The following is a 15,071-nucleotide window of genomic DNA, read 5'->3' on the forward strand; positions in this document are numbered from 1 at the left end:
TGTTTTTCAATTAGAGACAGCTCGTAGCGAGTTGTCTTTCTTATTCGTCTGTTTCCTCATAGCGAAAATAGTGAAAATCAGCAGGAAGACGCTCGCCGCTCGTATCTTGGCACTGCATACCGACAAATGCCCCTGTAAAAAACCCCCCGCCTCGAATAAAATCATCGGATAAATGGATGGATTCAAGCGGTACATCAATTTCCTTCCACTCTTTCTGATCAAAAGAATAAGAATATTTATATGTCTCTTTCCGAACGGTCACTTTTAAATAGACATAAGTGACCTCGTCAGGAATGATGATTTTATGTGCCAATGGCTGAGAAAAGGCAAGGTTTTCACAGACAGATAGTTCAAGCGTGCGGCCAAGTTCCTCATCATATGTCACCTGGAGTGCTGTCCAGTTTTCCGTATTATAATAATTCACAAGACCAGCTGATTGCTGAAAGTTTTCTGGGAAGAACGAAACAGCTGTCTCTGCTTCAAAATAAAAGCTTTGCCAGCGTCTTGCAACAAATGCTTGGGTAAACTTAGACGTTAAAGATTCGCGGCCGAATAACCTTAAATGCTGAGGTTTCTCCGTTAACGAACCAATCTGATCGGTAAACGGAATTCTTAATGTTTGGAAGTGTCTATTTAGTGTTGATTCTTTAAATTCATCGACTGTATGATAGGTTGGTGCAAAAACCTTTTCTTCGATCTTTGGCGCTTCAACCTCAAGCGTCCCCTCCTTTCCGCCTACAACATAAGGCCAGCCATCCTTCCATTCAAGCTTTTGTATCGCTGTTTCTCTTCCTAAAGGACACCAACCTCTCTGTTGAAAAATAGATTCCTTGTTTGATTGAATCGGACGGCCAGTGAGATGAGCGAGATACCATTCATTTGTATGCGTTTGAACGATTGAAGCATGCCCGCATTTTTGAAGCGGATGTTCAGGCGCGTGGAAGGCACTTAAGATCGGGTTATCAGGATGAACCTCATAAGGCCCTTCAATATGCGAGGAACGGGCGATCGTTGCTGCATGCTCATACCTGGTACCTCCTTCTGCCGTTAATAAATAGTAGTAGTCACCGATGTGATACAGATGCGGCGCTTCTGTCAGTTTAATCGGTGTGCCTTTAAAAATGACCTTCCTTTGACCGATGAGCTTCTTTTCAGCCACACTATATTCCTGCAAGGCAATACCTGCAAAGGAATGGTGCTTTTCTCTATGATCCCACAGCATATTTAAGACGTATTTCTTCCCGCTTTGATCATGGAATAAAGATGGATCAAAGCCGGAGCTGTTGAGCCGGATCGGTTCACTCCAATCGCCGTCCACTTCGCTTGCCGTGACCAAATAATTATGACCGTCTTTAAATGGACCATCCACTACTTTGATATCTGAATAAATAAGCCAAAACTGCCCATCCGCATAGCTTAAGCACGGCGCCCATACTCCGCCAGAATCAGGATTTCCCTTCATATCCAGCTGCGACGTTTTTTGCAAAGGACGCGCAGCAAGGCGCCAATGGACGAGATCCTTCGAATGATAAATTTGAACCCCTGGAAACCATTCAAATGTAGAGACGGCCATATAATAATCTTCTCCAACACGGCAAATACTTGGATCGGGGTTAAATCCTTTGAGCACTGGATTGGTAATCTTCATTGAACTTCCTCCTCTTTCAGAGACCTACATTTTAAAATCGTCCATATGATCGATATATACCTTGTCTCTATTCTCAAGCTCCCGTACGACTTTTTTATGTTTTTCTTCATCTAGGTTATAAAAATTAATATCAATCATCGCTAAAATCAGTAAGCATACAGGAATCACCGTTGTCGTGATTAAAATGCCCAGTAAAGCTTCTGGTGTTTGCATTTGGTTGGCAACATAGCCAAAGCGATCGAGTACAAGCCCTGGCACAATCCCGCCTAATGCCATCCCAAATTTAAAGAAGAATCCGATGATGGCATAGATGAGTCCGCCCATCCTTTTCCCTGTTTTATATTCGCCATATTCAACGGTTTCAGGAATGAGCGCCCACATGTAAGCACCGGCTGTAATACTCCCTGCAGCTGCGACAAGCCTGAAAACAAGGATTAAAGTGATTTGACTCGGCGGTATCACAAGTAATGCAAGAAGACCTACAATATTCAGCAATAATGAATAATTCAGCAGCTTTTTCTTTCCTAACAGCTTGTGCAGTTTTGGAATAAACGGCAGCACCATTAATGCTGGCAGACTGCCAATGAGTCCGTACCATTTCACTAAATCTTCTCTGCCAAGGTTATACGTCACATAATAGATCCCAACTGAATTACTGATCGAGTTCACACCAAAAATAATAATAAAGAAAATGCTTAATACAACAAGCGGACGATTGACACGTAACTGAACAAAGATATCACTGAACTTAATTTTTTCCTCAGGCTTTTGAAGCGTGACACGTTCATTCGTGCTTTTAAAACAGAAAATAAGTAATGCACCGCCAAGAACGCCGAGAAAAGCCATCGTCATCTGCCAGCCGAGGGCTGTATTTCCTGTTTTATCACTCAAAAAAGTCGCAAGAAAAGGAACAAAAAAAGCAACAACTAGACCTCCGAGATTAGCAAAAAGCATACGAACAGACGTAATACTGACAACCTCTTGGTTATTTCTTGTCATTGCTGATGTTAAAGCACCATAAGGAACATTGATGAATGTGTATGTAAGCGATAAACCAACATACGTGATGTAGGCATAAACGAGTTTACCCATTTCAGAAAAATCAGGTGTTGTAAAGCAAAGGATGGCGAGTACCACAAAAGGAAACGCACCGAATAACAAGTAAGGTCTGAACCTGCCAAAACGGCTGTTCGTTCGATCCACCATTGCACCAATAAACGGATCTGCAAGCGCATCAATGGCGCGGACAACTAAAAACATCGTCCCTGCTGCCGCCGCTGATAAACCATACACATCTGTATAAAAAAATAATAGATACGTAGAGACAGTTGCATAAATTAAGTTACATGCGAAATCTCCTGAAGCATATCCCACTTTTTCAGACATACGAATCTTTTTTAAATTCTCACTTACCATGAGCTTTCTCCCTTCTTCTCTTAGCCTCTTCTAACGAACAGATGATGGAGGGCAGCAGCAGTCAATGCGAAGAATATAAAGCGCTTTCAATTTGTTGTAAAAATGAAGCTGAACATCTGATCTTTCAGCTTAGCCCACATACGCAGCAAATGATTTGAATGACGGAATCATCCCCTTTAATAGTCGGATCATCACTTGGAATTCATCTTAGTTTATCGACTAAACAAACTAAGATGAATTCATTTTATAAAATCTGATCTGACTTTTCAATATTTTTCGAAAAAATAATCCAAATAATTGATTTCTTGTCATTTTTCCGGCTGAATGACGTGAAAAACTGAAGTGAATCATTTAATGGTTGCAATTCAGCTCATCCCATGCTATATTTATCAAGCGATGAGCTGAATTGTGTAAGTCGGGTAACATGTCTCCTTGAGACACACACGAATGTGGCGTGTGGTTATTCCGCCTCAATACGCAAAAGACATCTTCTCAGGAAGATGTCTTTTTTCTTATCCTATTTTTGTTCCATTTTCAACAGGCTCATCTGTGGCTAGTAAAACCACGTCTTCTTTTGACGGCATGCCCCCTAAGACAAGCACTTCTGATTTGAACCCTGCAATTCTTCTTGGCGGAAAATTGACGACTGCTACGATTTGTCTGCCAGTGAGATTCTCAGCCGTATAACGTTTTGTCAGCTGAGCACTGGATTGCTTTAAACCAATCTCTTCACCAAAATCAATCTTGAGTTTCAATGCAGGAACTCTTGCCTCTGCAAAGAATTCCGCTTCAATGATCGTCCCAACACGAATATCTAACGCCAAAAACTGTTCAATATCTGCCATCTGTTTCTCTCCTCTTCTTTCAAGGGTAAGTTCATTTACTAGAGTCATCTATTGTTTTTTTCATTGTAGCACATTCATTTCGTAAAAAAGTGAGTCAAAAAGCCGATTCACGGCAAAAACCACCCTTTAGTTTACATAATGTTTTTATCGTCGTGTATTAAATGATTGCATTCTGAAAATGAATTCAGTAAAATGGCAAATAATCCTACTGCTTCCTCCCAAATATATTGGGGAGGGGTTAACACTTGTTTACATTATCAGATATGTGGACATTTTGCTGGTCGTTTTTCGTCATTCTTCCTATCGTTGCCATCTTGCATCAGCTTGGCCATATTATGGTCGCATGGATGTTTGGCGCAAAGGTTTCTTTTGCTCTTGGCAGAGGCAAAAAAGTATTGAAAATAGGTGTTGTGGAAATTAGACGAATCTATTTTCTAGATGCATTTTGCCATTATGAAGAAATGAGGAAAAATAACCGATTCTCGCACATTCTTGTCTACCTAGGCGGATCATTATGCAACCTGCTCAGTGTTCTCATACTGAATACAATGATCGCCAATGATATCCTGCCAGAACATCAATTTTTCTATCAATTTGCTTACTTCTCAGTCTACTATGTATTTTTTGCACTGCTGCCAGTCCAGTATGCAGATCATCATCCGAGTGATGGGCAAGCAATTGTGAACATCATTCGGCACGGTGAACCATGTGACATCATTGATTAACAGGATGGCTTCCCGCTGTTAATTTGATAATGAATCGTTAAAAAAGGAATACCGAATAGCTTCATTTGATGAACCGCTGTGAGACTTTTATCTGTCTCCGGCTTCATATGAAAGCTTTCTTCCATTGGCAGTTTCATGGTGATAAAAGGTGTATGCAAATACAACCCTTCGTCACCGGTACTGCCTTTTGGACATGCACTTTTTAATAGAAAGTCTTCCTTTTCATTAAAAGGTTTTAAAATGGCGGTCAGCTGAGAATATGGAAGCGGCAGCGCAATATTCATATAGCCCGCAGCTGCATCGTGATGATGAGCATAAAGTGCAAAAAAGACCTGCTCCCCTTTTTCGTTGTGACGAATCCACGCCCTGACATCCTTTCGCTCTTCTTTAGGATGTTGAAATGCAGTCAGACGTCCCTTCATTTCATACGGCTTACTAGATGTTCCCAAATAGAGCTGGCCTATTTTCTTGAAAATTGGCTGAAGTAAAAAAACAAACGGCCTCACCCACCAATGAAAACAGACTGCTGCTTTTAACGTAAAGGCCGTCGGATTTTCATAAAACCTTCGAATCACAGGTGACACCCTTTCAGCTGAAAATGTCGTTCCATTTAAATCATCAAGTGAATCGACTAAACCGAGGTTCTCTTGATCATACATTCTTTCCTTTTGAAAAGAGACCAAATGAAAACGGCCATGCACTTTTGATATCGGAAAGTGCTTCTGCTTCAATTGATCCTTTGGCCCTTCGATCAGCCATCCAATCAAACCTGGTAAAATCACAAAAAAGGCATTAATACTGCCATGAAACCAAATCATCTGATCAATGCTGATGTAGGTCACGCGCATGAGCATGCCAGCGGAATAAAGAAGAGATAGCACGATTGTTCCCATTAAGACGCAGCTAGAAAACACAATCAGCACTTTTGCCACAGTCGATCGAAACCTTGTTTTCATACAAAGAATGCCGTACAAGTAGAGGGCAATGACATATAGCGTGACGCTGAACGTATCAAAGAGACGGGAGAAGCTAATCCCAACAGCAATCATCACAGGCGACAGCAAAATCACCCATCCTGCCGCTTTGTATAAAGCTGTCTCTTTTTCTCGATTTCTCCCTAATAATCCATAGAAAAGCGGGATAAAAAAAGCCGAGTAATGAAAATGAATAGCGGTCAAAAGCACGATGATTGGTGAAAAGGTCATTACCTGTATATCTGCCGTGTACAGCCAAAACCAAAGTCCTCCTAAAGCGAGATACATCCATGCACCACCCGTCATCAATTCATGAAGTGGAAAGATTCCCCTTTTCAGCAAACGAGTACAACCATATAACGCCAAAAGAATCGTATACAAAAACCATCCCGATGCAAACAAGGCAGAATGATAGATGAATGCAGCCGTTGCACAAAGAGCAGCTAATGGAAAGGCTTTCATTAAAAAGCCGAGCAGTATCCCCGGCTTACTCTCCCTCTCTTCCTTCACAAAAAAGGCTAAAACTGCAGGAAGGAAAAACAGAATGGCTATCAGTACAAATAACTCTGCTACCGGACCTGTCATCAAGCTGGTGGCGATAAAACAGCACATGAAGACGAGGCTTGATATCAAATGCCATTTATTCATCATGAGACATCACCCTTTCAGTAAACCGTCCTTTATATGTAAAAAGGGTCCCAAACAGTCGATTTTTCACATGCACATCAATGGTATACTCACCCGCGTGCTCGTCGTAGCCTTCTGTGACATCTGACACACCGTAAAGCCATGAAGGCAGCGGCCACTCACGTCCTAACATCAACAACTTCTGCCGGCCGGATTGAATGTGAAGGAACCCATGCTTTGTTACTGTAAAATGAAGCTCTGACATAAGGAGTCTAGGTTTTCCAAAATAGTCTAGTACTTTATGACTCTTCTGATCAATGATCATATCTGCATCAAAGTGACGTTCCTTCTTTGGGAAATAAAACGTACGGAACCAGTGCATGCCTTCCTCTCCCTTATTTGTCATAAAGGGTTTATTGACAATTCGGAAGGGAATGTTTTTTCCTCTCTCAGGGAAAAAACAGCGAAAGAGTGGACCAATTTTGAAGAAAAATCGAATGAGCCTCGTTCCGCCGCCTATTTCCTCCATGGTGCCTTCAGCGGTAAACGCACGGTTGTATCTTTCTTTTAATTTTGGATGAAGCTTATCGTAATCCTTTACTTGATGACGATGAACGACCATGTCTACCTCCCCTTTTTCGTTTGATCGAAAATACGTCTATACAATCTTTTAAATTAATCATTCCTGCAATGGATTGGATCAAAAATGCACTCATCACAAGCGGCTCATGGAGTGTCGTTTGGGGGGATAGGATCCCGATACAAAGCATCAGCAGCAGAAACACACTTTGAAGAATGAACAGATATTTCTTTGATAGCTTAGGTATCAGCCATGATACGCCTATAAAGGCATAAAACAACCGAAATCCGGTGCTATGATCAAAAGCAGAATGTGAAAAAGGGATAACCGCTTGGCATAGCCAGACGATGGCAAACAGCAAACAAATTCCATAATGGGCAAGTGTTCTCTCCAGTAACAACCGAGGGTGCGTACCCTTTTCAAGCCACGTCTTTAGTGCGCCAAAACTAAAGGCCGTCATAAGCCCCATCATCGGGCGAAAAAGAAATCGATCTGCCCACGCCCATCCTTTTCCTTCTTTCGGTTCATAATCAAATTGCGTTTGAAACACAATATGATCATTCGTTTTCACATATTTCCAATAGCCGCCGCCTTCTTTGATAAAAGACAACGGGTGTGACGATTTGAATTTAAGTGAGGATGACCTTTCATTTCGTTCATCCATCATTCTAGTTCGATATGCTCCTGTCCCTGTGACACTTACACCAAATCCAAGATGCTTTTCATACAAAAAGGTTTGGGGCTGTTCATCTTGAGGTCCATTTAATGAAATGGTTGAAAAACGCAAATCCCACTGTTCATGAAGCTTTGGATTTTGCGTATATTCCCATACTTTCTCTAAAGGTGCATGAATGGTTGTTTCCACATAAACAGGCTTTCTTTTCATCTGCCTCTACTCCTCTATGTGAATTATTTCACATAATAAGCATACCATGTTTCACAAAACTGTCAAATCTTTATTCGTTTTCTCTCAAAAAAATGGTTCCAGAAGGATGCTTCTCTATGATATCGGTTCACTGTAAAAAAAAAGACCTGTCAAATAGACAGATCTTCTTTTTGCAATACACCTGTGATATAGAGCCGAACTGCATAGCTCACACTTTCTTCAAGCTGTTCTTTTCGTTGGAATCCCTTTTTATTAGAAATATCACCGAAGCCGTGCAGTAAGCTTCTCAGTCCTCTGACGACATGTGTCATTTCCTCTTCCTTTACACCAAAGCGTGACATGATGGTTTGGACAAACTGAACAAGGCGCTCTGCTGCAATACGTACTTCTTTTTCGTTCATATGTGAAAAGGCAGCTTCATAAAGACCTGGGTGTTCTCGGACAAAGTGCACATATTGTCTGGCAAAGGCTAAAACAGCTTCTCCTTTTTCCAGCCCCTCTGTGACTTGCATCCCTTCCTCACAAAGCATGGAGAGCCCTTTTACTGCGAGTGCTGCCTGAATCTCATGAAGGCCGGATACATGATTATAAAGAGAAGGCGGCCTGATATTCAGTCTTTTAGACAATGTAGCAATAGTCAAAGCGGAGAAGCCCTCTTCATCAACAAATGCAGCCGCTGTATCCATAATTTTTTCTTGTGTAATTCCCATTCTTGGAGACACGGTTTACTGCCCTCCTTTTTTTAGCTGGTACTGTCTTTTTTTAACGGCAGCTTGAAGCTTTTCATGAGGCTCTATGATAAGGTCACCATGTCCTGCAGCAAGACAGGATATGCGCAATGTCAGTAACTTTTCAGCGCTTTTTAGTGCGGTTTCTGCATCCCATGTGGCAAAAGCCGGGAACGGGAAGCTCCACCGAAACTCACCCGTTACTGATAAGCCGCCTTTTGTCACAAGTGCATCCCCTGCAATGACAACTCCTGACCTTTCATCGTATAAAGAAATGCTGCCAGGTGTATGCCCTGGTGTTGCAATCACTTTGAGCGGCCCAATCTCATCTCCTTCTTCAACAAGCACATCTGGTTTTGTGTGAATATTTTTCATAAAACTGCCTTTAATTTTTTGCTGAGGTTCATCAGGGAGCAAGGAAAAGTCACCTTCAAAAAGGCGTGCATCACGTTTTGATAAATAGACAACTGCCTCTGGAAAAGCCTTCTTCACCTCATCTAATGCGCCGATATGATCCATATGGCTATGAGTGAGAATAATCTTATGAATTGGTTTGTTCTTTTTACGGGCAAATTCGATGATCGAGTTCGCCGCCATTTTTAAAGCAGCATCAATTAAGATGAGTCCTTCCTCTTCCTCAAAGACATAGCAATTTATCGGAAATAATCGCGGCATCAATGTAAGCTGGTGCAGACGGTCAAAAGTTGTTAATCTCATGATTGCCCTCCTAAAACTAATATCGTTAGTTTTATATTAACTAATAGCATTAGTTTTAGCAATCATTTTTTCATCAACCGCAATGTAAATATCAATTTGCGCTTCTTTTGGATCAATAGATCTTTCATCATACCATTCAAAATCACCTGTATAAGTGCGGTATTGACGCTGATCCCACGTCCAAATCTTGTGCCATGTTTCAAGCACGACCTCTTCAATCGGTCCTTTTCTCGTTTGAAATCTTGCGTAGGTGGACGCAGGAATCTCTTTTACATGTTCGATCTGCTGATCCGCGAACTCTCCAGCTGTAAATAAATAAGAACCATGTTCATCTTTTTCATAATCTGAATACAGCCCTATGACTGGAGCTTGTCCCCCATGTAGCTGCTGCGCAAAAAAATCCTGCCAAAGCGGTGCAATCTTACGCTCTTTTGTCTTCTCTATTTCGTTTGTTGTTCGAACAGACAACCCTTTGATCCATTGTTTCTCTAATGTGACGATATCGTACATACATTCTCATCTCCTTTTCTCCCATCATATAAAAAGAAACCTGACAACAGTGTGTCAAGTTTCTATTCGCTTCATAAATTGTTTTAATTGGAGATCAAATGCTTCCTTGATGTGCTGAGGTGAAAGAATGTCGGCGTCCGGTCCTAAATGGAATAGGAAACTGTGCAGCCAATCATCTTGCGGCACGGTCAATGCTGCCAGATAGGTTCCGTCTGAACATATGATCAATTCGTTCTCATCCACCCATTCCTTCACTTTGCCAACTGATGTTTCCGTTAACCTAAGCGTGAGCGTTGTGACTGAAGGTTCTTCATGCCAAGAGTCATTCCAAGGCTTCTCTTCGTTTTTGATTCTTTTCGGCCTGAAATATGCTGAAATGGTGATGAGGTCTGTCATTCTGGTCAGCTTGAATAGACGAAAATCATTTTTCACACAACAAAACGCATACAAGTACCAATGCCTTCCTTTTAAGACAAGCGTATAAGGCTCCACTTTACGTTGAAGTGTTTCACCTTTTGCGTTGCGATAAGTGAATTGAATGAATTGATGCGCGGAAGCAGCTGTATGGATCAGCTGAAGCTTCTTTTCTGCCTGGCTGTCTTTCCCCCAGGAGCTTAAATCAATAAAGACATGGTGCTGTTTCTCGCTTTCATCGGTATGTGGGGGAATGAGAGATTTGATTTTTTTCAGTACATGTTCACTTTCTTTAAAGGAGTATGCACTCGTCATGCTTTCAAGGGCTGTTAAAATCAGCTCAATGTCATCATCGGTAAATAATTTTTTCTCTAAACGATAGTCGTCAACAAGCGAAATGCCTCCGCCTGCTCCTTGTGTTGTCACAACAGGAATCCCGGCTTGATTGATGGTCTCAATATCGCGATAAATCGTCCTTACGCTCACTTCGTGAAGTTCAGCAAGGTCTTTCGCTTGTACTTGCTTTTTGCTAATGAGCAGCATCACAATAGACAAAATACGATCAATTTTCATGACTTTTCCTCTTTTTCATAAATGTAGGTTTTGATTTGATAAAAAAAGAAAGAATGGTAAAGATAAGGAACAGCCAGCATCGTTTACATCCCTGCACATGCAGGAGGAGGTTGCATCATGACACATCACGTGTGGCAGTTATTCATCATTGGGAGCATTATGCTGATCTGCATCATCTTTCGAATGAACCGAATGAGACGCTATCAGCTTGTGCGCCCGATCAGTCTTTTGATGAGAATGTATGTATTTGGACTCACTGCCCTTATTCTCTTATTAGAAGGCTGGCAAAATCACAGCATTTTCATCTACGCCGCTATTGGTATGCTCTTTGGAAGCAGTCTGGCCGTTCATGCCTATGAGACGATCCGCATGAAAGAAGAAAATGGCCGCCTTTATGTGAAAACGAGTAAATGGATTGAAAGCTTCATTTTATGCTTATTTTTATCTCGACTTAGTTTTAAGCTGGGTGAACTGACGAACCATTCGCTCACAAAGATTGGTGTCGTTGAACTGTATCAGCATATTGTGAGTGATGATGCCATGACCATGCTCAGCTTTTTTCTGTTAGCTGCTTACTATGTTGTTTTTTCTTATCAAATGATGAAAGCAGGTAAACGAGTAGCACATACGCATCATGCGTAAAAACCTTCCTATATGAGTAGGAAGGTTTTTATTAGTCATGCTGCGCATGATGAATCATTTGTTCAAGCACTTCCATCACATGCTGATCTTCAGGGCTGTAAAAAATCGATGTCCCTGCTCGTCTAGATTTCACGAGACGAAGGTTTTTTAAAAAACGCAGCTGATGAGAAACAGTTGATTGCATGAGATTCAGTGTTTCTGCGATATCATTTACCGAGTATTCACCTTGAGACAGCAGGTGCAGAATACGAATACGTGTCGGATCAGATAAGGCTTTAAACGTTTGGGAGACAAGAAATAAACTTTCTTCATCCAGCTCCATCCGTTCCTGTTCTTGATTTGTATTCAGTTCTTCCTTCATTTCGCTTCACCTTTCTTGTTAGTCAAATCACGACTTATTCTATGTATCATCATATACTAAAACGTCCGGCGTGCAAAGCGGGCACACTTTAGAAAAAAGATTTATTCAAATAGCATTGACACTTGGTAGCATTCTTTTTAAAATGAGCATTATTTATTCATTTTTTTAGAGGAGCTGATAGGCAAATTGACTGAAGAGCCAAGACTAAAACGCAGCCTGACTGTCTTTCCACTTGTTGTGATCGGGCTTGCTTATATGGATCCACTTGTCGTATTTGATTCATACGGCATTGTTGCTCAGCTGACGAAAGGACACGTCGCTGCAGCTTATATATTTACGTTACTTGCATTACTATTGACAGCGCTTAGCTATGGGAATATGGTGAAGGCTTTTCCAAAAGCAGGATCTGCTTATACATATGCGCAAAAAAGTATTCATCCTCATGTCGGCTTCCTTGTGGGCTGGACACTTTTACTGGATTATTTATTTCTGCCTATGGTGAATTTTGCGATCGGTAGTGCTTATTTAACCGCAGCCTTTCCTGATGTACCTCATTACATTTGGATCATCATACTTGCTATCGCCATAACGACTGTCAATGTCATCGGTATACGGCTTACAGCCAACATTACGGCGCTATTTGTGACGTTTCAGGTCATTGTCGCCGTCACCTTTGTTGGGTTTGTTATTTATGGGCTCACACAAAACACTGGCAGTGGAGAGTTATTGTCAGCCCGGCCTTTTTATTCAGCGAGCTTAGATCCAGCGCTTATTTTTTCAGGAGCGACCATTTTATGTTTCTCCTTTCTAGGATTTGATGCCATTTCGACGATGTCTGAGGAAACCATTAAACCAAAAAAGACGATTCCGCTTGCCATTTTCTTAACAGTTGCGATTGGAGGCGTACTGTTTACTTTGACGTCTTATTTTTTGCAGCAGGTGTTTCCAAATTTTCAGCAGTTCAAGCATCCTGATGCAGCCTCACTTGAAATTGCAGAATTTGTGGGCGGCGCATTTCTCCACTCGTTCTTTTTAGCCGGCACAATGGTGGCTGTCATTTCTTCCTCCTTATCGTCACATGCGAGTGCAGCAAGGCTTTTATATGCAATGGGAAGAGATCAATCGTTACCGAAGCGTTTCTTCGGGTATATTCATCCGAGATTAAAAACCCCTGTTTTTAATATTTTATTAATCGGAGCTTTCTCCTTAACCGCAGTCGTTGGCGAACTTGAAGTCATTTATTCCTTTATCAGCTTCGGCGCGTTAATTGGATTTACCTTTGTGAATTTGTCTGTTTTTGCGTACTTTTTCGTCAGACAAAAACAAAGAGGTGTGCTGAATACATTGAGATATGCAGTGATCCCTCTATGCGGGACGGCGTTTTGTCTTTGGCTGTTAACGAGCATCAGCACAAATGCATTAATCATTGGCATGATGTGGCTGATTATCGGTTTTGTTTATTTCTGCTTCAGGCTGAAAACACGACCTGAATTTACGTTTGGATATGATTGATTATAAGGTTTTCACTTGGTATCCTGCACAGGATATGGCATAATAAAAAGGCTGTACTTCCCTTTTAAAAGCGGGGCAAAACAGGGGTGAACTGACCTTGAAAAAGAAAAAAACAGGATGTTTTGCCATTTCAGGCTGTTTCACGATTTTTCTCTTTGTTTTCGTATTAGCAGCCATTGCCATCTCGTTTAATCAAAAGGAGTTAAAAAAGCTGCCGATTGATACGGAATCAATTGTTTTGTCGAGATTGGATGATTACAAACCGCTTGTAGAAACAGAGTTAAGAGATCAAGATTTAGATCAGTATACCGGGTTAATCCTCGGTATGATGTATCAAGAATCAAAAGGCAGAGGCGGAGATCCAATGCAGGCCTCTGAATCTCTTGGTTTGAAACGAAATGAAATCAATGACCCTCAGAAAAGCATTAAACAAGGAGTCCATCATTTTTCGACTATGTACAAGCATGGGAAGAAAAAAGGCGTTGATTTGGAAACCATTATTCAAAGCTATAACATGGGAATCGGCTATATTGATTTTGTTGCAAAAAACGGGGGAAAACATTCCGAGAAACTGGCAAAGCAATACTCCAAAAAGCAAGTGAAACGAAACCCCAAGGTCTATACGTGCGGCGGCAACAAAGATAACTTCCGCTATCCGTATTGCTACGGCGACTTCACTTACGCTGAAAAAGTAAAAGAAAAAACGAAAACAGTTGAAGAAAAGATGAAATTGGCTTCTTCATCCACACCATCATCGTAAAAAAGCACTTCCGTCAAGGAAGTGTTTCAGATTGTTGTCAAAGTGCTAAAATAATCTTTATTTTAGCACTTTGTCTTTTTTCAGCGTGATAGAAAACCTTTGCAGTCTAGGAAGGACGAGCACTGGCGCGGAGCGAATTTGACATTCGTGAGCACCAGCGCGCAGGACTGACAAAGAATGCGAGGGTTTGTCTACACGCTGAAGCACTTCCGTAAAGGAAGTGCTTTTCATTTTATCGCTGTTCTTTCCCAATTTCCGGGAGGATTGTTTTTGCTAAATGCTGGTCCATTTCCTCATATTCATCATAATGAATCGTTTCATACAGCTCTTTCCTCGTTTGCATATCCCCAAGTATCCCCTGCTGCGTTCCCTTTTCCATGATTTCTGTAAATAAACGCTCATACGCTTTTGCAGCGACTCTAAGTGATGACACAGGGTAAATGACCATTTGAAAGCCAAACATAGAAAATTCGTCTGCATGATAATAAGGGGTCTTGCCAAACTCCGTCATGTTTGCAAGGAGCGGCCCTTTAATATTACTTGACGCATGCGTGAAGTCCTCCGCTGTGATGAGTGCCTCAGGAAAAATAGCGTCAGCTCCTGCTTCTACGTAAAGATTGGCCCGGCGGATGACATCCTCCATTCCATTTACGGACTTTGCATCGGTTCTCGCAATCACCAAAAGCGTTGGTGCCGCTTGTTTGATGGCTTTGATTTTTGCGACCATTTCTTCTACTGGAACGAGTGATTTCCCGTTTAAATGCCCGCATTTTTTTGGCATTTGCTGATCTTCAATTTGAACAGCTGCCACTTTGCTCTCAACCATTTCTTTTGCCGCTCTTGCTGCATTTAAAACACCGCCATAACCTGTGTCCATATCGACCAAAAGCGGCAGCTGGGAAGCTCGAATGATCTCCTTCGCTTTTTCTGCCATTTCTGTTGAATGGATCATGCCGAGATCAGGCAGTCCTTTGCTGGCACAAAAAGCGGCACCTGATAAATAGAGCCCTTGAAAGCCCATTTTTTTCGCATAGAGCGCAGACATTCCATCGTGAACGCCTGGAATTTGAAATAAAGCTGATTTGTTCATTTGTTCTTTAAAGGCTGCGGCTAAATCAGCCTGACTTCTTTCTTCATTCACGATCCACACGCT

At 41.5% G+C, this 15,071-nt stretch carries 16 protein-coding genes; 4 read left to right on the top strand and 12 right to left on the bottom strand.

The window, feature by feature from the left end:
* Positions 1 to 40 precede the first annotated feature (40 nt).
* The 3 genes from MHB41_RS09445 to csaA all read right to left on the bottom strand — a co-directional run bounded on the left by MHB41_RS09445 (position 41) and on the right by csaA (position 3,909).
* On the bottom strand, positions 41 to 1,648 hold the full coding sequence (locus MHB41_RS09445) for a glycoside hydrolase family 43 protein (RefSeq protein ID WP_061109240.1): 1,608 nt from the start codon (positions 1,646 to 1,648) through the stop codon (positions 41 to 43).
* Positions 1,649 to 1,672: 24 nt separating this feature from the next.
* Positions 1,673 to 3,064, bottom strand: coding sequence for an MFS transporter (locus MHB41_RS09450; protein ID WP_061109241.1), 1,392 nt, complete (start codon positions 3,062 to 3,064; stop codon positions 1,673 to 1,675).
* 512 nt (positions 3,065 to 3,576) lie between these two features.
* Entirely contained in the window at positions 3,577 to 3,909 is a 333-nt protein-coding gene (gene csaA / locus MHB41_RS09455; protein WP_034280640.1) for a chaperone CsaA, read from the bottom strand.
* A gap of 245 nt (positions 3,910 to 4,154) precedes the next feature.
* Between csaA and MHB41_RS09460 the strand changes: the two genes are divergently transcribed.
* The gene (locus tag MHB41_RS09460) at positions 4,155 to 4,634 is read left to right on the top strand and encodes a hypothetical protein (RefSeq protein WP_024422662.1); all 480 of its coding nucleotides are present in this window, start codon (positions 4,155 to 4,157) and stop codon (positions 4,632 to 4,634) included.
* Here MHB41_RS09460 and MHB41_RS09465 read toward each other — a convergent pair.
* The 7 genes from MHB41_RS09465 to MHB41_RS09495 form a co-directional block, all read right to left on the bottom strand.
* Positions 4,631 to 6,256, bottom strand: coding sequence for a YndJ family protein (locus MHB41_RS09465; protein WP_340900297.1), 1,626 nt, complete (start codon positions 6,254 to 6,256; stop codon positions 4,631 to 4,633). The genes MHB41_RS09460 and MHB41_RS09465 overlap by 4 nt on opposite strands.
* Positions 6,249 to 6,857 carry a DUF4166 domain-containing protein gene (locus MHB41_RS09470; RefSeq protein ID WP_034280637.1) on the bottom strand — a complete coding sequence of 203 codons (609 nt, stop codon included), beginning with the start codon at positions 6,855 to 6,857 and terminating at the stop codon, positions 6,249 to 6,251. Before MHB41_RS09470 ends, MHB41_RS09465 begins: the two co-directional genes overlap by 8 nt.
* Complete coding sequence (locus MHB41_RS09475; protein ID WP_340900215.1) at positions 6,820 to 7,701, bottom strand: hypothetical protein; 882 nt, start codon at positions 7,699 to 7,701, stop codon at positions 6,820 to 6,822. The genes MHB41_RS09470 and MHB41_RS09475 overlap by 38 nt, the downstream gene beginning before the upstream one ends.
* A gap of 149 nt (positions 7,702 to 7,850) precedes the next feature.
* A complete protein-coding gene (locus tag MHB41_RS09480) occupies positions 7,851 to 8,423 on the bottom strand; it encodes a TetR/AcrR family transcriptional regulator (protein ID WP_041117675.1) in 573 nt (190 codons plus the stop codon).
* A gap of 3 nt (positions 8,424 to 8,426) precedes the next feature.
* The gene (locus tag MHB41_RS09485) at positions 8,427 to 9,146 is read right to left on the bottom strand and encodes an MBL fold metallo-hydrolase (protein ID WP_340900214.1); all 720 of its coding nucleotides are present in this window, start codon (positions 9,144 to 9,146) and stop codon (positions 8,427 to 8,429) included.
* Positions 9,147 to 9,182: 36 nt separating this feature from the next.
* Complete coding sequence (locus tag MHB41_RS09490) at positions 9,183 to 9,656, bottom strand: GyrI-like domain-containing protein (protein WP_034280626.1); 474 nt, start codon at positions 9,654 to 9,656, stop codon at positions 9,183 to 9,185.
* A 54-nt stretch (positions 9,657 to 9,710) separates the two neighbouring features.
* Positions 9,711 to 10,643 (bottom strand): YafY family protein, encoded by a 933-nt coding sequence (locus MHB41_RS09495; RefSeq protein ID WP_061109244.1) that lies wholly within the window; start codon positions 10,641 to 10,643, stop codon positions 9,711 to 9,713.
* Positions 10,644 to 10,760: 117 nt separating this feature from the next.
* On the opposite strand from MHB41_RS09495, the gene MHB41_RS09500 reads away from it, so the two are divergent.
* Positions 10,761 to 11,285, top strand: coding sequence for a hypothetical protein (locus MHB41_RS09500; protein WP_034280620.1), 525 nt, complete (start codon positions 10,761 to 10,763; stop codon positions 11,283 to 11,285).
* Between the two features lie 31 nt (positions 11,286 to 11,316).
* Here MHB41_RS09500 and czrA read toward each other — a convergent pair whose 3' ends face one another.
* Complete coding sequence (gene czrA / locus MHB41_RS09505) at positions 11,317 to 11,646, bottom strand: Zn(II)-responsive metalloregulatory transcriptional repressor CzrA (RefSeq protein ID WP_024422670.1); 330 nt, start codon at positions 11,644 to 11,646, stop codon at positions 11,317 to 11,319.
* Between the two features lie 186 nt (positions 11,647 to 11,832).
* Here czrA and MHB41_RS09510 point away from each other — a divergent pair, with 186 nt between their 5' ends.
* Together MHB41_RS09510 and MHB41_RS09515 are read left to right on the top strand one after the other, a co-directional pair.
* Positions 11,833 to 13,158 (top strand): APC family permease, encoded by a 1,326-nt coding sequence (locus tag MHB41_RS09510; protein WP_034280617.1) that lies wholly within the window; start codon positions 11,833 to 11,835, stop codon positions 13,156 to 13,158.
* Between the two features lie 97 nt (positions 13,159 to 13,255).
* Positions 13,256 to 13,918 (top strand): lysozyme family protein, encoded by a 663-nt coding sequence (locus tag MHB41_RS09515; RefSeq protein WP_041117684.1) that lies wholly within the window; start codon positions 13,256 to 13,258, stop codon positions 13,916 to 13,918.
* A 232-nt stretch (positions 13,919 to 14,150) separates the two neighbouring features.
* Here the strand turns inward: MHB41_RS09515 and prpB are convergent, their stop codons facing one another.
* On the bottom strand, positions 14,151 to 15,068 hold the full coding sequence (gene prpB / locus MHB41_RS09520; protein ID WP_046311457.1) for a methylisocitrate lyase: 918 nt from the start codon (positions 15,066 to 15,068) through the stop codon (positions 14,151 to 14,153).
* Positions 15,069 to 15,071: the final 3 nt, after the last annotated feature.

This window comes from Bacillus sp. FSL H7-0578, from assembly GCF_038630855.1.
Classification (GTDB): domain Bacteria; phylum Bacillota; class Bacilli; order Bacillales; family Bacillaceae; genus Bacillus; species Bacillus safensis.